Raw genomic sequence first — 21,188 nt, 5'->3', positions numbered from 1 at the left:
TATACTATAATGGAATGTGTTTTAGAGAGGTAAACAATGGCACAAGAAGAAAAAATTTCTCGTGAAAAGAAAAAAGCCCTCTTGAAGCGGCTCAAAGAACGCATCAAGCCCAAGATGAAGCTAGTCTATTTGGCAGCCTTTCTATCCTGGGTACAATTTTTGATGCGGATTATTTCCTTCTATTTGATTGCCCAGGGCTTTGTGACCTACTATGAGGGTGGTCAGGTTGATTTAGTACAGTTTGTCCTCATCTTGCTAGGGCTCAATGCCTTTGGTTATGGTGTGGCCTTGATTGCCAAGCGTTTGCAGGGCTTGGGTTCCCAGTTTGCTCGGGATTCGCTCAAGCAGTCCTTTTTTGAGGCCCTCTTGGCCAAGGACGGTCAGTTTGCATCAAAAGCGACAGCGGCAGATGTCTTTAACATCGCTTCCCAGGGGATTGACAGCCTGGATACCTACTATTCCTATTACATGGCTTCTTCCTTGCGGACTCAGTTCAACTGTGCGACTGTGCTCTTGCTGGTCTTTCTGATTTTCCCGCTGGGTGCGGTCATTTTCATCTTGGCCCTGCCTCTGATCCCTATTTCCATTATCGCTATGCAAAAGCGGTCCAAGCGGATCATGAATCGCTACTGGGGCTCCTACATGGATGTGGGCAATCTTTTCCTGGACGACCTCAAGGGGCTCAACACCCTCTATTCCTATCAGGCGGACGCGGCTTATGAAAAGACCTTCAATGAACAGGCGGAGGACTTCCGCGATGCGACCATGGAGTTGCTCAGTTTCCAGCTGCAAGCGGTGGGCTACATGGATGCAGTTATGTATCTGGGGATTGGTCTGTCTGGTTTTGTGGCGGTCAATAGCCTAGCGGCAGGCAATCTCTCCCTCTTTAGTATGCTTTTCTTTGTCCTCATTGCGACGGAGTTTTTTGCACCCATACGGGAGCAGGGCTACGGTATGCACTTGGTCATGATGAATACCAAGATGGCGGATCGCATTTTTGGTTTCTTGGACAGCATGACAGCGGAGCAGGAAATCGATGCTGCCCATGTGCCTGCTTTTGACAGTCTGAAACTGGAAAATCTGGCCTTTGCCTACGGAGAAAAGTCAGTCCTAGAAGATATTTCTATGACCATGACGGCTGGAAAGGTCTATGCCTTGGCCGGTGAGTCAGGGCAGGGGAAAACGACCTTGGCCCAGTTGCTCTTGCGACGCTTGCGGGCGGATAAGGGAGCGATTTACTTGGGTGAGCAGGAGATTTCAGGTGTCAGTCAGGTATCTCTGAATGAGCAGGTACTCTATGTGTCGGGCCAGTCCACCTTGCTCAACCAGTCGAACTATGAGAATTTACGCATGGCTTGTGACTGGTCCAAGAAGGACATCTTGGCTTGGGCAAATCAGTATGGGGTCTTGCAGTTTGTCAAGCATCTGCCAGACGGTCTGGACACGATTGTGGGCGATGACGGTGCTTTCTTGTCACCTGGTCAACGCCAGCAGGTCATCTGTGCCCGTGCGGTCTTGGCCAAACGCTCGCTCTATATCTTTGACGAGGTGACTTCTAGCGTCGATCAGGACAATGAAGGTTTGATTTACGACCTGATTAACCTGGTAGCAAAAGATGCCATTGTCATCATTATTACCCATAAGATGAAGCAGGTGGAGCAGGCAGATGATATTCTCTTCTTGTCTGCGGAGGGGGCTGTGACAGGCAGTCATGCTACACTTTATCAGACTAGCTCGGCTTATCGTCAGCTGGTCGATCAACAAAGAGAATTGGAGGAAGCCGTTTATGGATAAGAAAGAAATGCCGACACGGGTGCTGATTCCAAGACTCTTGCAGTCTATGAAACATCTCTTGCCACGGATTGCGGTGGCGGTCTGCTTTGCGGTCTTGGGACAGGTGGTGACCATTGCGATTCCAGTAACCTTGGTCTACCTGGCTTTTGCTGCCCTTGCTGGCAATCCTGCTCCGCTATGGACCTTGGTAGCCCTAGTCATTCTGGCTCTTCTACGCGGTGCCTTCCGCTATGGTGAGCACTATTTTGGTCACTATGTGGCCTTTCATACTCTGGCTGCCTACCGCCGTCTGATTTTTGCAAAATTGCGGGCCTTGGCTCCTGGGAAATTGGACCGACAGGACAGTGGTAGCCTGCTCAAGATGATTGGGGAGGACATCGAGGCCTTGGAGGTTTTCTTTGCCCATACCATTGCTCCGATTTGTACAGGGATTTTAGTGGCTCTGGGATTGACAGTCTATTTTGGTCTATCCAGCTGGGGCTTGGCCCTTATAGCCTTGGTGACCTATGCCCTTTTAGCGATTGCCATTCCCAATCGATTTGCCCAGCAGTTGCAACCCTTGCTCAAGGAGCAAAATGCCAGTCGTAAGGCCTATGTTTCCTACTTTATTGAAAGTCTTAAGAGTATGAAGGATCTCATGCAGTTCCAACAGACAGATGCTCGGTTTGCCAATCTGACACAGAAAAGTCAAGAGGTCAATGGTCAGGAGCGAAAGGTTGCCCAGACCAACTTTATGCAGTATGCTGTGTCATTCTTAGTGGTAGGTCTGTCTATCATGGGCTTTGCCTGGTTGACCTTCGACTTGGTAGGCAGTCAAAACTTGGAACTAGCGACAGGAGTAGCTCTCCTGGTGTCCTTTACCAGCTCCTTTGCTCCCTTCTTAGAGCTCAGCCGTCTGCCCCTTGGTTTCAAGCGGGCCATGAATGCTGGTCGGAATATCTATGCTCTTTTGGATGAAAAAGAAGCAGAGCGAATAGGCGACTTGGTTGAGGTCAGCGTGACGGAGATTGCTATTGAGCAACTAGACTTCGACTATGATGACCGAGAAACAGGGCTTTATCGTAACCTGTCTGTCCAGTTTGAACAGGGGGGCATCATTGGTCTGGTCGGTGAGTCCGGTGCAGGAAAATCCACCTTGATGAAACTAATCATGCGTTGGTATGACTGGCAGCAAGGTCAAATCCGTCTGTCTGGCTTGGATAGTCGGAAGGTGGACAAGGCTCATTTGCAAGGCTCCTTTGCCTATGTGCCTCAGGTACCGCAAATCTTCCGCCAGACCATTCGAGAAAATCTTGTCTTGGGGCGGACGGATGTATCGGATGAAACCATTATGGACTTGGCAGAAAAATGCCACATGAAAGAACGGATTCTGGCAGCACCGCAGGGCTTGGATACGATTGTGGAAGCCAGTGACTTTTCCGCAGGAGAAGGACAACGCCTGGAACTCATGCGGGCCCTGCTCAAAAACGCGGACTGCTATATCTTTGATGAGCCGACCAGCAACTTGGATTCGCTCAATGAAGCTCGCTTTATCCAGCTGGTTAAGGCACACTGTCAGGGCATGGTCTTCTTGATTTCCCATAGAAGCTCAACCATGGCTTGTGCAGATACCATTTTCCGCTTGGAAGACGGACAATTAGTAAAGGAAAAATAAATGAAGAAATTACAAGTAAAAGATCTGATGGTAACAGGGGCTTTTGCTGCCCTCTACTTTGTTTGTGTTGGTCTAGGAACCTTGTTGAGCTTGGTTTTTGATCGTTCGGGTAATATGATGTATGCACCTGCTGGAGCAGCCCTTTTGGCAGGACCTGTTTATATGTTATTGGTAGCCAAGGTTGGTAAATTTGGTTCAATTAGTCTGGTTGGAGCAGTAATGGCCTGTTTCTTTTTCCTATCAGGCTATATGACAGCGGCCTTTCTCCCAAGCTTGACCTTTGGTTTTTTGGCAGAAATGGTAGCGAAGTCAGGTCACTATAAACAAAAATGGACCAATCTTCTTAGCTATATCATTTTCTCTTTTGGAAACCTGGGACCGATTATTCTTATGTGGTTCATGCGTGATGCCTATGAGGCCAATCTTTTGGCCCGTGGAAAATCAGCAGAATACATCGCTCGTGTCATGCTTGATTTCACTCCAGGGAATGTACTCTGGTTGTCAACGACCATTATCTTAACAGCTCTTATCAGTGGTCTGTTTGGTCAATATATGCTTCAGCGCTATTTTAAACAATCAGGTTATCTTTCATGAAATTAGATGCTCGTACAAAAATTATTCTCGTCATCTTCACTAGTTTTACCTATGGGATGCGTCTTACAATACTAGAAAATGCAGTGCTGGTCTTAGGCCTTAGCCTGCTTTTCTGGTTTTCTGGAAAGCGGAAAATGGCTATAATGAGTCCGATAGCCTATGCTATGTTTTGTCTGATGTCCTATATCACATTTTTACCAGCATGGCTGACGCATTTGTTGCTTGTATTGACCTATACATGGCCTCCGCTTTTGGCAGGACATCTATTGCTGATGACGACAAGTGGTTACGAACTCATTCATGGCTTGCGGAAATGGCACTTGCCAGAGGTATTTCTTTTGACGTTGGGAGTAATGTTTCGTTTCCTGCCTGCCATTAAACAGGATGCTCGTACGATTTGTGCCTCTTTGAAGGTTAGAGGAATTTTTTTACGGAAGAGAGATGTGGTTTATAAGCCACTCCAGTACATGGAGTTTTTCTTGGTTCCCTTGATGATGTCTCTCTTGCGAACAGCTCAGGAATTGACAGTAGCCAGTCTGACAAAAGGTTTGGCTGTATCTACAAAATCACCTGCATATATTCGGTCGTCTTGGACCGTGCTAGATTGGAGTCTTTGCTTATGTTGTATCGGTTTTCTGATTCTCGTCCGGCTGTGACGGTAAAAAATGTAGCATTAACTTATTCAGGGGCAGATAAACCAGCCTTGCAGATAGAGAATCTGACCATTCCAGAAGGCCAGTGTGTTGTTTTATGTGGGCAGAGTGGCTCTGGGAAGTCTAGTTTTCTCAAGGTACTGAATGGTTTGACGCCAGAATATTATCCTGCTCAGCTTTCGGGACAAATTTTCTTAGGGGACTTGGATTTACAAAAATCTAGTCTGGAAGAAACATCTTGGCACATTGCTTCCGTCTTTCAGCATCCGTCTACTCAATTTTTTCATAGTCAGGTCTTGCAGGAATTGGTTTTTCCTTGTGAAAATCAGGGTTTGGCAAGAGAAGAAATCGAGAATCGCCTGGCTTGGGTTATGGAATTATTTGGTTTGGCTTCTCTTAGTCAGCGAACGATTTCCAATCTATCAGGTGGTCAGCAACAACGTCTAGCCTTGGCTGTTGCAGCCATGCAAGGGACAGATGTCTTGGTTTTAGATGAGCCGACTGCCAACCTAGATCAGGAAGGGATTGCGATTGTACAGGACATCTTGAAAACTTTAAAAAGCCAAGGAAAGACCATTATTATTGCCGAGCATAGACTGTCTTATCTCAGTCAGTTGGCAGATCGCTATTTATATTTTCAAGATGGGCAAGTGGTGACGGATTATCTAGCAGATGAGTTTTTAAGTCGGACAGAAGAATGCCGTCAGGATATGGGACTGCGTTGTTATGACTCGGAGCCTTATGGGCGGGCAATAGCGGAGCTGGCGGACCAGTTTGTTAATGATAAAGAGGGTTTACTTGTTGAAAATTTATCGGTAAGTCAGAAAGAGAATACTCTCTACGAGATTGAAAAACTCTGTTTGGCACCAGGACAGGTGGTGGGTTTGGTTGGATCGAATGGTTCTGGAAAAACAAGCCTTGCTCGTTATCTGGTCGGTTTAGCGGAAGATAAGAAGAGTAGGATTTCTTGGCAAGGTCAAACCTTATCTAGTCGCCAGAGATTGGAAAAAACAGCCTTTGTTATGCAGGATGTTCGACTCCAACTATTTGCGGAAAGTGTTGAGCGAGAACTTACTCTTGGAAGGAAAAATAGAGCTGTCGATGAACATTTGGTAGCTCGTTTTGGTCTATCGGATTTGTTGGAGAGACATCCGGTCAGTTTATCGGGTGGTGAACAACAGCGCGTGATGATAGTAGCTAGCTTACTGGCAGATAAGGAAATTTTCATTTTTGATGAACCGACGAGCGGTTTGGATTTGAGACGAATGCAGCAAGTTGCTTCCGCTTTAGTAGACTTAAAAATGAAGAATAAGTTGGTTTTGTTAATTTCTCACGATGAAGAGCTATTGAATCTTGTTTGTGATAAAATAGTAGATATTAAACAGTTGAAATAGAGATTATGAACAAACAAACCTATAAAGAAATTTTAACCATTGCCTTTCCAGCCATGGGGGAAAACCTTCTCCAGATGTTAATGGGGGTAGTAGACTCTTATCTAGTAGCCAGTATTGGCATCGTAGCTTTGTCTGGAGTTTCCCTTGCTAATAATATTTTAGCCGTCTATCAGGCGGTTTTTATTGCCCTAGCAGCAGCGGTGTCTTCTCGTTTGGCTCAGACTTTAGGTGAAGAGGCCTCAGAAGGCATTGGAGGAACTGCTAGTGAAAGTGTCAAGTTTACAGTTTTTATCGGTCTTATTTTAGGAATTTTTTCAGTTCTGGCAGGTCCAATAGTACTTACTAGCTTGGGGGCAGAGTCAGAAGTGGTACAGGCTGGAGGTCTTTATTTGATATTGGTTGGTGGGGGAGCGCTTTTTTTGGGACTTATGACAAGTTTGAGTGCAATCTTACGAACCTTGGGGGAACCACGTTTTCCTATGTATATCAGCCTGTTTTCTAACATTTTAAATGCACTATTTTCAGCATTTGCAGTCTTTGTGCTTCATGCAGGTGTAGCTGGGGTTGCGATTGGAACGGTATTATCGCGATTGATTGGTTGTAGTCTGCTTTGGTCTCGCTTACCGATTTCTTTAAAACCATGGACCTGGTCCTTTGATAAAGAACTGCTTAGACTTGCCCTGCCAGCAACTGGTGAACGGTTGATGATGCGGGTGGGAGATGTGGTAGTCGTAGCTTTGATTACCAGCTTAGGAACAGCGACGGTAGCTGGAAATGCGATTGGAGAAACCCTGACGCAGTTTAATTATATGCCGGCTTTAGGGATTGCTACCGCGACAATTATCCTTACAGCGAAACACAGACAGGATAAGGCTATGGTCCGACATATTTTTCGAACAAGCTTTGGCCTTTCTTTGCTGTTTATGTTTTTGGTGGCTGGTGTGACTTATTTTGCGGGGCCTTTCCTGATCGGTCTTTATACTAAGGATATTCAAGTAGCACAAGCTAGTCAAACAGTATTATTTTATGCCATGTTGGGAGTTCCCTTTACAGCTGGCACTCTTATTTTGACAGCTCTTTGGCAAGGTTTAGGAAATGCTAGATTACCCTTTTATGCCACAACTATCGGTATGTGGCTAGTGCGGATTGGCATAGCTTATTTACTTGTAACATTTTTTAAAATCGGTTTGTCAGCCATTTGGATTGCAACGATTTTAGATAATGCCTTCCGAGCAGGGGTGCTATTTTTTCAGTATAGGTATTCAAAACAAGAATCAATTTAAGATAGGGCTAAGAAAACTTTCAGTTTCTTTTAAGTTAGTAGCTATATACTATATTCAAGCTAGAAATAGCGAACAACTTTACTGAATAGTATTCAGTATCGTCATCCGTAAGAGCTAAAGCTCAAACGGCTGGCATATCTTTTTCATATAATCTCCTAGAGAACAGTCGACTGCGGTCGACTGTTTTCGTGTTTCGGCGCATTTTGGAAGTTTGCTTAGTTATATTCGTCCATCTTTTCACCTAAAGGTGTCCCTATCTTTGTTAACAGACTTTTTCAACTAAAATCATTTTCAGACTTTTTATATCTAGTTAAATCTGTAAAGTGAATTTTTCTCTTTAGATAGATTTTTAGTAAAAAGACACTCTAAAACAGAATATAATTCAAAAATATTATAAAAATTATAAAATAAACAAAAAAGTAATTGATTTTTCTGGAAAAGTATTCTATACTTGTCTTATACAGATACGTAAAATATAAGCAAGGTGTGCAAACAGCACCCTCAGAATTTGCTTTATATTTACTTGATGAAATCTTTAGAAAATGGAGAACGGATTATGAAATTAAAACAGGTATGGAGAATATTGCCTAAGTTTAAAATATGTTTACTCTTGCTTGCATTGGTAGGAGCGAGTTTTGACGGTATTATTATGTCTCAAGTTATTTCGAGAGTTAGTCAATTTAGCTCGGAATCAACTGTAAAAGATGTTTTACTATTCGCCGGTTGCAGTATATTGTTCTATTTATTGATTCAATTATCAGATTTATTTGTTTCAATAATAAAAAACGATTTACTAAAAAATCTGCATAAAAAGTATAAGATGGAGCTGTTAAACTATCTTGGAAATAAGGGAAATGCATTAGATGTTACAGAGTCTCTTGCGGTATTAACAGTAGATTTAAAATTAGTAGAAGATAAATATTTTTCCGTTCTTTTTGATTGCTTATACTACAGTCTTTTAGGGGCAGTTTCATTGATATATCTTGTCTATCTAAGTCCTGCAATTTCTGTATTATTTATTATTTTCTCATTTCTTCCAATGTTGCCAGCAATACTATTTAGCAAATATCTAGGAACAGCAACAGAGCACTTTACAAAGTCGAATGAGAAATTTATTCGTAGCATAAAAGATATTTTTCAAGGTTTTTCGGTTCTATGGACATATGGTGCGAATCGTAAGTTTTTAGGGATGGCTGAGACAGTTGTCAATGACTTAGAAAATAGTAATGAGGCATTAAATAATAAACACAGCATAGTTAATCTCGTTTCTTCCATGCTATCGTGGTTAAGTTATATTGTTCCAATAACTGTAGCTCTAGTATTTGTAACCCAAGGGAAACTAGATGCTAGTATTGTTATCGCTTTATTTTTAGCCAGCGACCGTGTTATCTATCCATTTAGAAATGTTTCGAACTATTTACGGATGATACAATCAACGGAGCCAACTCGAAAAAAATTAGAGAAAATGTTACAGGATTCTCAGCAACAGGAAGTGTCTGAAAATCATATTGATGAATCAATAGTGACGCCTGAGATTCATTTTTCAGGAGTAGCCATTGGACATGGGGCAGCAATTATCAAAAATTTTAATGCTACAGTCCCATATGGTCGTAAAATACTTATTAGAGGTGCTTCAGGAAGTGGAAAGACGACCTTACTAGATAGCATACAGGGTGTACTGCAACCGTTGGAAGGGGAAATATCTGTATTAAATCATCAGAAAAAAATAAGTAATCCTAGCAATCAAATGGCAAGAATCCAACAATCGCCCTACTATTTTGAGGCAAGTTTAAAAGAGAATCTCCTAATGGCGCTTGAGTCAGTTCGTGAGGAGGAGTTGTTAACCTTGCTTTCAGAGCTAGGGTTGGTAGAAGAGCTAGGTGAAGATTGTTTAGAGAAATATTATGGTGAAAATGGGGCGCAGTTATCAGGAGGACAAAAACAACGTATTGAGATTGCTAGAGCCCTCCTTCATAATAAGAAAATCTTGTTAGTTGATGAGGGGACATCAGCAATTGATAAACAATCCTCAGCCCTCATTCGTAAAAAGCTTGCCAATTTACCAATTACAATCTTTGAGGTTGCTCATCACTATTCAGAGTCGGATCTTGGCCTATACGATGAGATATGGGAAATTCATCCGAATAGTGGTACAATAGAGAAAATACTATGAATTGGAATGTGAATTGTGAAAGAAAAAATTGCTAGTCTTATTAAGCGGACGCGTTTGGAGAAAGGGTTTAGTCAAAAAGAACTGTCTGAGGGTATTTGTGCTCAGGCAGTTATTAGTAAAATTGAAAAAGCTGAGGTTTCTCCATCAGTCGAATTATTTTTTAAGCTCGTCAAAAAATTAGACATTGATTCTAGTGTGATATTGGAATTGTTTCAACTAAAGAAGAGTACAGAGGAATCGATTCTTACGGATGAATTGAAATCCATTCTTTACCGAAGAGAGTATGATACATTGGAATATTTTTTGCAGTTTATTTCAAAAGATTCTGTATCTCCGATTCAAAGTCCATATATACAATACCTTAACGGGGTATTGTTATTTGGGAAATACAAAAAGTCAAATGAAGCTTTAGAGATTTTGGAAGGGTTGCTGCCTACTTTGGTTGAAAACTCTAATCTATTTTTACGAGTTGGTATTGCTATTGCGGGAATATATTCGGAGTTAGAAGAGTATGCAGTATCATTGAACCAATATGAAAGTCTCATTCATCACTATCATGAATCAAATGATTGGGAGTTGAAAGTATTATTTCAATACGGATATTCTAGAATTTTGTACCTGTGTAACAACTTTGAAAAAGCCTTGGTTTACAATGCAGAATCACTAGAATTGTTAAAGAGCCGAAATACTTTATTTATGTTAGGCAATACTTTGTTAATGAGAGCCAACATATTAGCAAAACGCTCCATTATTTCAGAGGCAATTGATATGGTCAAAAAATCAATAATTGTTTATGACTTAGAAGGCGATGAACTCTTAAAAAATTTAGCTCAGTCACTCCTTATAGATTTATTGGAACAGGAGTCGCAAGACGAAAAAGAAATTCATTAAATTTAGTGTATTATTGCTTACATATGTGATATTATTCGGAGATAAGATTCCATCAGTGATGCTAAGTTAAAATTTGGAATCAGTTCAGATGATGATAAAACATCTAAATTCCTCAGAATGAGTTGGAATTAGGTGTTTTTGATTGGTGTAAAAAGATGAGAAGTATTAATAGTTCCGAGTTTCTAGGTTGTATTCAAATTTTTAGATACGATAATATATAAAATCGTATGAATTTTACAGTTCAGTGGACTGTAAGAGGTCTGAGCCTTGAAACTCAAAGCAAAGAGGAAATATACAGCCTCATTTTGCGGTCGGCTGTTTTCGTGTTTCGGCGCATTTTGGAAGTTTGTTTAGTTTATATTCGTCCATCTTTTCACCTAAAGGTGTCCCTATCTCTAAGTCGCACGCGAAAAAGAGCTAGGTATCATATAATCTCCAGAGAACAGTCGGCCGCGGTCGGCTGTTTTCGTGTGTTTTATTCTTATGTAAAAGTGGTATAATAGTAGTGATTGTATAAGGAGAAAAGTATGTCGGTAGTAGGAAAAGCAAATGGGAAAATCATTTTGATGGGAGAGCATGCGGTGGTCTATGGGCAGCCTGCTATTGCTATGCCTTTTTCTGCTGTTGAAATTATTGCTCAGGTAACTGCTCAAGGGGAAGCGCTGACTGTTGCTTGTGACTTCTATAAAGGCTTAGTTCACAAGATGCCAAAAATCTGGGAAAGCCTCAAGCATGCCATCCGTTTCTCGCTCTATCGTATCGGAGCGCCGACAGACCCAGCTATTCATATCGAGATTAGTTCCACCATTCCTGCTGAGCGTGGCATGGGCTCCAGTGCAGCCGTGGCAGTTGCAGTAGCACGCGCCCTCTTTGCCTACTATAAGAAAGAACTGACCGACAGCGAACTCTGGGACATCGTTCAGTCTTCGGAAAAAATTGCTCACGGCAATCCATCAGGCATTGATGCGGCGACCACCAGCGGCAAGTCCCCCGTCTTCTTTATCAAGCACCAGCCCATCGAACCCTTGGAGCTGAAACTCCGTGCCCACTTGGTAGTGGCTGATACAGGCGTAACGGGAAACACCTTAGAAGCCATTTCAGACGTGGCGGATTTGTTGGAGAAAAAGCCAGAGGCTATCAAACTAGTAGAAGAACTGGGCAACTTGACCCGACAGGCCAAGGAAGATTTAGCCACAGACCAGGCAGAGCTTCTAGGTGGCAGAATGAACCAAGCTCATGGCCTCCTGCAAAAATTAGGTGTGTCTGATCCTAGCCTGGATAAGCTAGTCAGCCTTGCCCAAGAAAATGGAGCCCTCGGAGCCAAATTAACTGGTGGCGGTCGAGGTGGCTGCATGATTGCCCTGGCAAGAACAGCCCAGGATGCCCAAAATCTTGCACACATCCTTGACCAAGCAGGTGCCCGCCAAACCTGGATACAGTACTTAGGAGAAACCAATGACTAAACAAACAGGCATAGCTCGTGCCCATACCAATATTGCCTTGATTAAATACTGGGGAAAACGCGATAAGGAATTATTCCTACCCATGAATTCCAGTCTATCCCTGACCCTTGACGCATTTTATACCGATACCAAGGTCGTTTTTGACCCAGAATTAACTGCGGATGAGTTCTATCTCAACGGAATCTTACAAAAAGAAAAAGAAATTTTTAAAATTTCTCGATTTTTGGATTTGTTTTGCGAATATATAGGTGAAAGGGCATTTGCCCGAGTGGAAAGTCTAAATTTTGTTCCGACTGCGGCTGGTTTGGCCAGCTCAGCATCAGCCTTCGCAGCACTTGCACTTGCAACTGCAACTGCCTTGGATTTAGATTTGTCACCAGCCACCCTATCAACCCTTGCTCGCAGGGGTTCTGGCTCCAGCACCCGCAGCCTATTCGGTGGATTTGTCGAGTGGGATATGGGAACGGGTTCGGAAGATTCTATGGCCCATCCCATTGACGATGCCGATTGGGATATTGCCATGGTCGTCTTAGCCGTCAATACTGGACCGAAAAAGATTGCCAGCCGAGAGGGAATGGACCACACGGTTGCTACCTCGCCATTTTATTCCGCCTGGGTAGAAACCGCCAAACAAGACTTGGTGGACATCAAGGCAGCTATTGCCAACCGTGATTTTGAAAAACTTGGTCAAATCACAGAGCACAATGGTATGAAAATGCATGCAACAACTCTTTCTGCCAATCCGCCTTTTACCTACTGGTCAGCTGATAGCCTAGTGGCCCAAGAGGCTGTTCGTCAGGTTCGTGAGGTAAGTGGCTTGTCAGCCTACATGACTATGGATGCAGGTCCAAATGTCAAGGTCCTCTGCCGAGCAAGTCAAATGGATGAGCTAGTAGCTGAATTGACCAAAGTCTTCCCAAGAGAGAAAATCATCACCAGCAAGCCTGGTCCTGCTGCCTACGTCCTCAGCGAAGACGAGTGGCAGGCTTCGCAAGCAGCGTTTGAAAAGGGCTTGTAGCATGAAAGTACAAGTAAAGATACCTGGAAAACTCTTTCTAGCAGGGGAATACGCAGTTGTCGAGGCAGGCTATCCCGCAGTGATTGCGGCCCTTGACCAATACCTGACTGTCACCATTGAACCAAGTGACCACGGTCTTCTTCATTCCAGCCAGCAAGCAGATCTCTATCTGACCTGGGAACGTCAGGAAGGTGTCGTTCATGTCCAAGGGGACCATCCCTATACTCTGATTGAAACAGCTATGCAGGTGACAGAAGCCTATCTGACAGCCAAAGGTCAGTCCTGTCAAGCAACCTACAGCCTAGCGGTCCAATCTGACCTGGATGACCAGACTTCAGGTACCAAGTATGGCTTGGGGTCGTCAGGGGCAGTGACGGTTGCGACGGTCAAGGCCCTGCTAACCTACTACGGTCACCGACCAGATGCCCTGCTGATCTACAAGCTGGCAGCCCTGGTCCAGACCAAGCTAGGTATGACGGGTTCCTTCGGTGACTTGGCGGCTTCCAGTTTTGGTGGCTTGATTGCCTATCATTCCCTGGACCGTTCTTGGCTTTTAGGGAAAATGGCAGAGCTGTCCCTGCTTGATCTGGTAGAAAGTGATTGGCAGGGTTTGTCCATCAGTCCGATCCAGCTACCAGAAGGCTTAGACCTCTTGGTTGGCTGGACAGGGTCGGCGGCTTCGACAGATCGATTGGTTTCCCAGATGGAAAGCCAAAAAAGTCAGGCAGAAAAAGAGCACATTCATAGCCAGTTTCTAGCCGACTCCAAGACCTGTGTAGAGCAGTTGATAGTAGCTTGTCAGACAAATGACTCAGCGTCAGCAAGACAGGCCATTACTCAGAACCGCAAGCTCTTACAAGACTTTGCGAGAGGAATGGGCTTGGTCATTGAAACGCCTCGACTGAGCCAACTCTGTGACCTGGCCCAGACTTATGGGGCGGTGGCCAAATCATCTGGTGCAGGCGGTGGTGACTGCGGCATTTGCTTGGTAGACAGTAAGGAACAAAAAGTAGCGATTGAGAAGGCTTGGCAGCAAGCCGGCATTCTTCCACTCCAACTAAAGATCACAAGTAGAGAATAAGGAGAACCCTATGTTTTATCTAGGAGAATTTGGTTTAGACCGCAAGGATCAACACGTTGGCTTGGCCAACCAGCAATATAGTGCCACACCGGCCAAGGACTTTACGGAGACCTTGTTTGTCCATCATTCCCTACCTCAGACCAAGGTGGATGAAGTGGATATTTCGACCAGTGTAGCTGGTTTGGACTTTGCCTTTCCTTTCTTCATCAATGCCATGACCGGAGGAAGCAAGAAGACGCGGGAAATCAATCGTCTCTTGGGAATTATGGGGCATTTTGGGAAGATTGCTCTGGCTTCAGGTTCGGTTAGTGCGGCGATCAAGGATCCGTCTGTTGCGGAAACCTTCTCCGTTATGCGTCGGGAAAATCCTTATGGCATTATTTTTGCCAATCTAGGTGCCCACCACAGTGTTGAGAATGCCAAGCGGGCGGTGGATTTGTTGGAGGCCAATGCCATCCAAATCCATGTCAATGCACCCCAGGAGATTGTCATGCCTGAGGGAGACCGTGATTTTACCATGTGGTTGAAGAATATTGAAAACTTGGTGCGGGAGATGGAAGTACCTGTCATTGTCAAGGAAGTTGGTTTTGGTATGAGCCGTGAAACAGTGGCCCAACTGGCTTCTGTCGGTGTCAAGACCATTGATGTGTCTGGGACTGGGGGGACAGATTTCGCCAAGATTGAAAATGCCCGCCGTACCTTCAATGATTATACCTATCTAGAAGGTTGGGGGCAGTCAACTGTGACATCCTTGGTGGAAGCTATGGCTGTTCCTGAAGAAGTTCGCCCAAGCCTGATTGCATCTGGTGGTATTAAGACGCCACTAGATATTGTCAAATCATTGGCCCTCGGTGCAGACCTTGTTGGTATGTCCAATCATTTCCTTCAGTATGTCAAGGATGGTAAGGGGCATCGTTTTGATGACGGCCTGCAGGCTATTAAAACCTTCCAATGGCAGATGGCTGAAATCATGACCATGTTGGGTGCAAAAAACATTGCGGAACTCCGTCAGAAAGATTTGGTCTTGGCGCCAAATGTACAAAACTGGTGCGAAGCGCGTGGGATTGACTGGAAAGCCTATGCCCGTCGGTCGCAATTGGTAAAATAAGCATTAAAGAAAGAACTATCTCAAAACTACATTTCATAGTTACGAGATAGTTCTTTTATTTTCATGAACAGCTAATATATAGAAAGGGATGTTAATGGTTATTATTCAATAACAGAAACTGGAATTCCGTTTGGATCAAATAGTTTGGCTTTCATATCCATTGTAAACGGAGTAATTGTTGCTTTGCTACACATTGGAGAACCTTGACAATTTGGGACATCTGCAACACCAGTGACTACTCCGATAATCTCTCCATTGTAAAAAACAGGAGAACCAGAGTTTTGCTCAGCTACATAGAAATCAACGGTTAAAGTACCGTCTTCTTCAACACGCAGCACGGTACCTTGTGTTTTTGTCAAATCTCCTTTGAAATAGCGAGAGTAGCCGACAGTGCTAATTGTTTTTCCGACAAGATATTGTAAATCGTTATGAACAGTAAGATGTACTCCACTAGTATCAAGAGGAACAGATGCGGGCTCGCTTACCTTGATTAAGCCAACATCGTTTTTAAAGTTTTGAAAACCTGCATAGCCAGACATTGGTTTAAATGGATTTCCTGAGAAGACGGATTTCTTAAAAGCTTTAAAAGCTACAGGATGACTAGCAGCATTTGTTTCCGCAGTTGCACTCTGTGTAGAATTAATACTACCATGACGATCAGTCATGCAATGACCGGCGGTTAAGAGATAATTATCTCCAATGTAAGTTCCTGTACATCTCATAACACCGTTCTCTGTCTTATCTATATTCAGGGCATAAATTAAGTTGTTCGGACTGATTACCTTTTCTTCTGTTGTAAGTGGTTCGCGTATAGTGTTAGCTATAGCCTTTGTAGGGGATATATATGAGAAGTACAACAATATTATTGCAACAATCATTGCTAATTTTTTAGACATACATTTCTCCTTTTTATAACATAAATAACCCTCTCTTCATTAAATATTAGCTGATACCTTTCGTAAATTATTATATTACTATATTTTTTGAAAGTCAATCAAAAAGAGGTAATCGTTTAAAGAAAATAAGTCAATTTTTACATCAGAATTTATAGTTTTGTTATTGTAATAATTAATGGATATTACAATATTCATTTTTTGGGTAGTTATAGATGAATTTGGGAAAATATACTGTATATTTTAGAGTTTATTCATTGTTTAATCCATCTCTGGCTGATAAATATACGCAAGGATTCATTTAACAAATATATTTTGACAAATCTTAGGGAGCTAAAATAGAATAAAAATTCAAAAATATTCAAGCAAGTAAAATATAATATAATGAAATGTTTTTGTGTTACTTTATTAAAATGCGAATGAAATAGTATCCTTACTGAAAGAATGTTCAAAATTAGCTAATTGGGATATTTTTCTATCCAAAAAAACACATAAAAAACAAAACGAATATGAGCCTTTTTGATTGACGAATTCCAAGATAACTTATATAATCAGCTTATAGATTTTCGCTTTATTATATGAGGTGAATGTCAAAAAATTTAGGGGAGAATTTAGACATATGTTTAAAGATCAATCAAAAAAGATGATCAAGAAACAGGAGTATTTCTCATTGCGCAAATTTAAGCGTGGACTTGCTTCTGTTACTGTAGGTGCGACGCTATTTATGGCAGGCGCAGCGGTGGAATCATTTGTTGCACCACAAGTAGTTGTTTATGCAGCGGAGGAAACTTATTCTGCAAACAGTAAATGGACTTTTACGGACAACATTCCGACAAGCAATCCCAACGTTAACCCACAGATGACAGCGTGGGACTATACGCCACACACGACTGGTCAGGCAACTGTTACTAAAGAAGATGGTTCAACAGTAACAGTAACGGCTGCTATCGTACCGACAAACGGTAACGGAGTAGGTATTAGCTACCTTGTACCAGGTGATGATCAATCATATTATAAAGCTACTGCAGAAATGTTGGCGGGAAATCCAGATCCTGCAACTATTCCAGCGATGGGGGTTTACCTTCAACCATCTCCTGTAACTCCGGGAACAAGCTTGGCTGATAAGTTGAATTACAATGGTGTGGTTGAGAATGCTGAGTTAACCTTGACTTTTAGCGAAGAGGTGACTAATCCAATCATCGACCTTTCAGGTGTTGGTGGTAGTGGTAAAGCAATTGTTGATGATACTACCGGTAGAGTATATGTTGCTAAGGGATCATTTAACAGTACCAACTTCGAGCTGATTACACCTGGTGTTAAGTTAGAGCAATTAACAGGGACAAACTTGACAGTTACGGATACTACTCTTCAAGTAACTGAAAAAAATACTTATGATAAGGCAGTTGTTGGTGCGGATGATTTGTACCTTGGCGACTACCGTCTTCCAGACATGGTACCAGCCGGTACAGGTTCTGTTCGCTTGGTAGGTACCTTTAAACAAGTAACGTTCAAGCTTTATCATCAATCAACACCATTCTCACAGTATCCAACAGCAACTTATCAAACTTCACCACTCTTCTTTGATAATAATACTATTGGAGATGGTGTCAATGGTTTGAACAAATTCTGGTCGGATAGTGTTAGAGAAGTAAGTGACTCAACGACAAACGCGGACCTTCTTCGTTTCTCAGTTCGTTTGAGTAATACCAAGTATGGTTCAGTTATCGTTAACTATGTCGATACTGAAGGTAACGTAATCGGTACTGAGTTCAAAGATACTACAAACCAGGCTGAAGGTACAGCTTACGATACAACCGTAGATACTGGTACAGTAGCATCAGATGCTACAACTGAGCGTCCAGCAGTGATTACCAAAGATGGTAAGACGTACAAGTTGGTTGCTAAAGATACAACTGCAACAGTTGGTACGGTAAAAGCTGACGGTAGCTTGGCAGCAAATGGTACAAACTTTAACTTCGGTACAGATGCAGTTTCTGGTACAGTTGCTGAAGGTACTAAATCAATCACTTACGTATACGAAGAAGTGAAAGGTTCAGTTATCGTTGATTACGTTGATACAGACGGGAACAAGATCGGTACTCAGTTTGTTGATACTGCTAACGAATCAATCGGTACTGCTTACAATACAGCAAACGATACAGGTACAAAAGCTTCAACAGACACTTCAGAGCGTCCATCTGTGATTACTAAAGATGGTAAGACTTACAAATTAGTCCCTGCTGGTAACTACAATGTAGGTACTGTTGGAACAGATGGAAACTTGACAGTAACAACTAAAGATTTGGGAACAGATGCAGTTTCAGGTGAAGTTGCTGAAGGTACGAAGAAAGTTACTTACGTATACCAAGAAGTGAAAACTGGATCAGTTGTAGTTGACTACGTTGACACAGAAGGTAATGTTCTTCAGAAACAATACGTTGATTCACCAGAAGGTACTGCTGTAGGTACGGCATATAACGCAGAACAAATCACAGGTACAACTGAAAAACCAGCTGTTATCGAAAAAGATGGTAAAACGTATGAACTTGTTCCTGCAGGTACTTATACAGTTGGTACAGTCGGTGAAGACAATAACCTTACTGCAACAACGACAACATTTGGTGTTGCTCCAGTAACAGGTGAAGTTGTTGAAGGTGTAACAAAAATCACTTACGTCTACAAAGAAAAAGTTGAAACACCTAAGACAGGTAACGTTGTTATCACTTACGTTGATACAGAAGGTCTTGAGTTGAAGACAACTGTTAAAGATACAACTGACGGCGAAGTTGGTTCAACTTACAACACTAAAGAATCAGCGGATGAGTATCCAGAAACAATCGAAAAAGATGGCGTGACTTACAAACGTGTCGTTGCAGGCACACACACAGTTGGTGAAACAACAGAAGACGGTCACTTGGTAAGTTCAGATGCGGCAGAAGGAACTGTTGAAGAAGGGACTAAGACAGTTACTTATGTATACGAAAAAGTTGAAACACCAGTCGTTAAGACAGGTTCAGTAGTAGCTCGTTACGTTATCGAGGGTACAGAAACTGAAATCGCAGACGATAAGACAGTTAAACCAACAGACACACCAGTCGATGAGCCATATGGTGACACACCTCCAGCAACAATCGAAAAAGATGGTAAGACCTACGAACTTGTTCGTACACGTACAAACGAAGGTGACGCTCCAAGCAACGGTACAGTTGTAGAAGGCGAACAAACCATCACATACGAGTACAAAGAAAAAGTTGAAACACCAGTCGTTAAGACAGGTTCAGTAGTAGCTCGTTACGTTATCGAAGGCACAGAAACTGAAATCGCAGACGATAAGACAGTTAAACCAAACGATACCCCAGTCGATGAGCCATATGGTGACACACCACCAGCAACTATCACAAAAGATGGTAAGACTTACGAACTTGTTCGTACACGTACAAATGAAGGTGACGCCCCAGAAAACGGTGTTGTTAAAGAAGGCGAACAAACCATCACATACGAGTACAAAGAGAAAGTTGAAACACCAGTCGTTAAGACAGGTTCAGTAGTAGCTCGTTATGTTATCGAAGGCACAGAAACTGAAATCGCAGACGATAAGACAGTTAAACCAACCGATACCCCAGTCGATGAAGTTTATGGTGATACTCCACCAGCTACTATCACAAAAGATGGTAAGACTTACGAACTTGTTCGTACACGTACAAATGAAGGTGATGCCCCAAGCAACGGTACAGTTGTAGAAGGTGAACAAACTATCACATACGAGTACAAAGAAAAAGTTGAAACGCCAGTCGTTAAGACAGGTTCAGTCGTAGCTCGTTACGTTATCGAAGGTACAGAAACTGAAATCGCAGACGATAAGACAGTTAAACCAACCGATACCCCAGTCGATGAAGTCTATGGTGACACCCCACCAGCTACTATCACAAAAGATGGTAAGACTTACGAGCTTGTTCGTACACGTACAAACGAAGGTGACGCCCCAGAAAACGGTGTTGTTAAAGAAGGCGAACAAACCATCACATACGAGTACAAAGAGAAAGTCGAAACACCAGTCGTTAAGACAGGTTCAGTCGTAGCTCGTTACGTTATCGAGGGTACAGAAACTGAAATCGCAGACGATAAGACAGTTAAACCAACTGACACACCAGTCGATGAGCCATATGGTGACACACCACCAGCAACAATCGAAAAAGATGGTAAGACCTACGAACTTGTTCGTACACGTACAAATGAAGGTGATGCTCCAAGCAACGGTACAGTTGTAGAAGGTGAACAAACTATCACATACGAGTACAAAGAGAAAGTTGAAACACCAGTCGTTAAGACAGGTTCAGTAGTAGCTCGTTATGTTATCGAAGGCACAGAAACTGAAATCGCAGACGATAAGACAGTTAAACCAACCGATACCCCAGTCGATGAGCCATACGGCGACACACCTCCAACTACAATTTCATTTGGTGGTAAGACTTATACACTTGTACGCACTCGTACAAATGAAGGCGATGCCCCAAGCAACGGTACAGTTGTAGAAGGTGAACAAACTATCACTTACGAGTACAAAGAAGTTGTTGATACACCAGATCCAGTTGAGAAGAAAACAGGTAGCGTCCTTGTTCGTCACATCACTGATAAAGGTGAGGTTCTTGCAGATACAACTGATGTCGTTCGTGATGGTGAAGTAGGTTCAACCTATGAAACAACAGTTGGTAACTTCGAAGGCTATACATTTGTTAAAGTTGATGAAACAGGTGCTACACCAACAGGTGAAGTTGAAGAAGGTGAGAAGACTGTAGTTTACATCTACACTAAAGTTGAAACACCAGTTGCTAAGACAGGTAGCGTCCTTGTTCGTCACATCACTGATAAAGGTGAGGTTCTTGCGGATACAACTGATGTCGTTCGTGACGGTGAAGTAGGTTCAACCTATGAAACAACAGTTGGTAATTTCGAAGGCTACACATTTGTTAAAGTTGATGAAACAGGTGCAACACCAACAGGTGAAGTTGAAGAAGGTGAGAAGACTGTAGTTTACATCTACACTAAAGTTGAAACACCAGTCGTTAAGACAGGTTCAGTAGTAGCTCGTTACGTTATCGAAGGAACAGAAACTGAAATCGCAGACGATAAGACAGTTAAACCAACCGATACACCGGTCGATGAGCCATACGGTGACACCCCACCAGCTA

At 42.7% G+C, this 21,188-nt stretch carries 14 protein-coding genes; 13 read left to right on the top strand and 1 reads right to left on the bottom strand.

Annotation, left to right across the window (positions count from 1 at the left end; translation table 11 throughout):
- The first annotated feature begins 36 nt into the window (after positions 1-36).
- From K5Q22_RS05630 to fni, 12 genes are all read left to right on the top strand, one after another.
- On the top strand, positions 37-1,794 hold the full coding sequence (locus K5Q22_RS05630; RefSeq protein WP_205013922.1) for an ABC transporter ATP-binding protein/permease: 1,758 nt from the start codon (positions 37-39) through the stop codon (positions 1,792-1,794).
- Positions 1,787-3,448 carry an amino acid ABC transporter ATP-binding/permease protein gene (locus K5Q22_RS05625; RefSeq protein ID WP_205013924.1) on the top strand — a complete coding sequence of 554 codons (1,662 nt, stop codon included), beginning with the start codon at positions 1,787-1,789 and terminating at the stop codon, positions 3,446-3,448. The genes K5Q22_RS05630 and K5Q22_RS05625 overlap by 8 nt, the downstream gene beginning before the upstream one ends.
- A complete protein-coding gene (locus K5Q22_RS05620; protein WP_105121566.1) occupies positions 3,449-4,042 on the top strand; it encodes an MptD family putative ECF transporter S component in 594 nt (197 codons plus the stop codon).
- On the top strand, positions 4,039-4,698 hold the full coding sequence (locus K5Q22_RS05615; RefSeq protein ID WP_205013927.1) for an energy-coupling factor transporter transmembrane component T: 660 nt from the start codon (positions 4,039-4,041) through the stop codon (positions 4,696-4,698). Before K5Q22_RS05620 ends, K5Q22_RS05615 begins: the two co-directional genes overlap by 4 nt.
- Entirely contained in the window at positions 4,662-6,089 is a 1,428-nt protein-coding gene (locus K5Q22_RS05610) for an ABC transporter ATP-binding protein (protein WP_205013930.1), read from the top strand. Before K5Q22_RS05615 ends, K5Q22_RS05610 begins: the two co-directional genes overlap by 37 nt.
- Before the next feature lie 5 nt (positions 6,090-6,094).
- A complete protein-coding gene (locus K5Q22_RS05605; protein WP_205013932.1) occupies positions 6,095-7,372 on the top strand; it encodes an MATE family efflux transporter in 1,278 nt (425 codons plus the stop codon).
- A 556-nt stretch (positions 7,373-7,928) separates the two neighbouring features.
- On the top strand, positions 7,929-9,545 hold the full coding sequence (locus tag K5Q22_RS05600) for an ABC transporter ATP-binding protein (protein WP_024414370.1): 1,617 nt from the start codon (positions 7,929-7,931) through the stop codon (positions 9,543-9,545).
- 15 nt (positions 9,546-9,560) lie between these two features.
- Positions 9,561-10,436, top strand: coding sequence for a helix-turn-helix domain-containing protein (locus K5Q22_RS09855; RefSeq protein ID WP_044674073.1), 876 nt, complete (start codon positions 9,561-9,563; stop codon positions 10,434-10,436).
- Positions 10,437-10,963: 527 nt separating this feature from the next.
- Positions 10,964-11,899, top strand: coding sequence for a mevalonate kinase (gene mvk / locus K5Q22_RS05590; RefSeq protein ID WP_205013934.1), 936 nt, complete (start codon positions 10,964-10,966; stop codon positions 11,897-11,899).
- A complete protein-coding gene (gene mvaD, locus K5Q22_RS05585) occupies positions 11,892-12,917 on the top strand; it encodes a diphosphomevalonate decarboxylase (RefSeq protein ID WP_205013936.1) in 1,026 nt (341 codons plus the stop codon). The genes mvk and mvaD overlap by 8 nt, the downstream gene beginning before the upstream one ends.
- Position 12,918: 1 nt before the next feature.
- Positions 12,919-13,998 carry a phosphomevalonate kinase gene (locus tag K5Q22_RS05580; RefSeq protein WP_205013938.1) on the top strand — a complete coding sequence of 360 codons (1,080 nt, stop codon included), beginning with the start codon at positions 12,919-12,921 and terminating at the stop codon, positions 13,996-13,998.
- A gap of 10 nt (positions 13,999-14,008) precedes the next feature.
- Positions 14,009-15,106 (top strand): type 2 isopentenyl-diphosphate Delta-isomerase, encoded by a 1,098-nt coding sequence (fni, locus tag K5Q22_RS05575; RefSeq protein ID WP_205013940.1) that lies wholly within the window; start codon positions 14,009-14,011, stop codon positions 15,104-15,106.
- 101 nt (positions 15,107-15,207) lie between these two features.
- Here fni and K5Q22_RS05570 read toward each other — a convergent pair whose 3' ends face one another.
- On the bottom strand, positions 15,208-16,002 hold the full coding sequence (locus tag K5Q22_RS05570) for a serine protease (protein WP_205013942.1): 795 nt from the start codon (positions 16,000-16,002) through the stop codon (positions 15,208-15,210).
- A gap of 667 nt (positions 16,003-16,669) precedes the next feature.
- Here K5Q22_RS05570 and K5Q22_RS05565 point away from each other — a divergent pair.
- Positions 16,670-21,188, top strand: a 4,519-nt coding sequence (locus K5Q22_RS05565) for a MucBP domain-containing protein (protein WP_221868597.1), incomplete at its 3' end; no start/stop codon positions are given.

The sequence above is a fragment of the Streptococcus sp. 2018162 genome (assembly GCF_019754175.1).
Classification (GTDB): Bacteria; Bacillota; Bacilli; order Lactobacillales; family Streptococcaceae; genus Streptococcus; species Streptococcus hashimotonensis.
The sequence above is the reverse complement of the archived record's forward strand: the minus strand, read 5'-3'. Positions and strand labels throughout refer to the sequence as shown.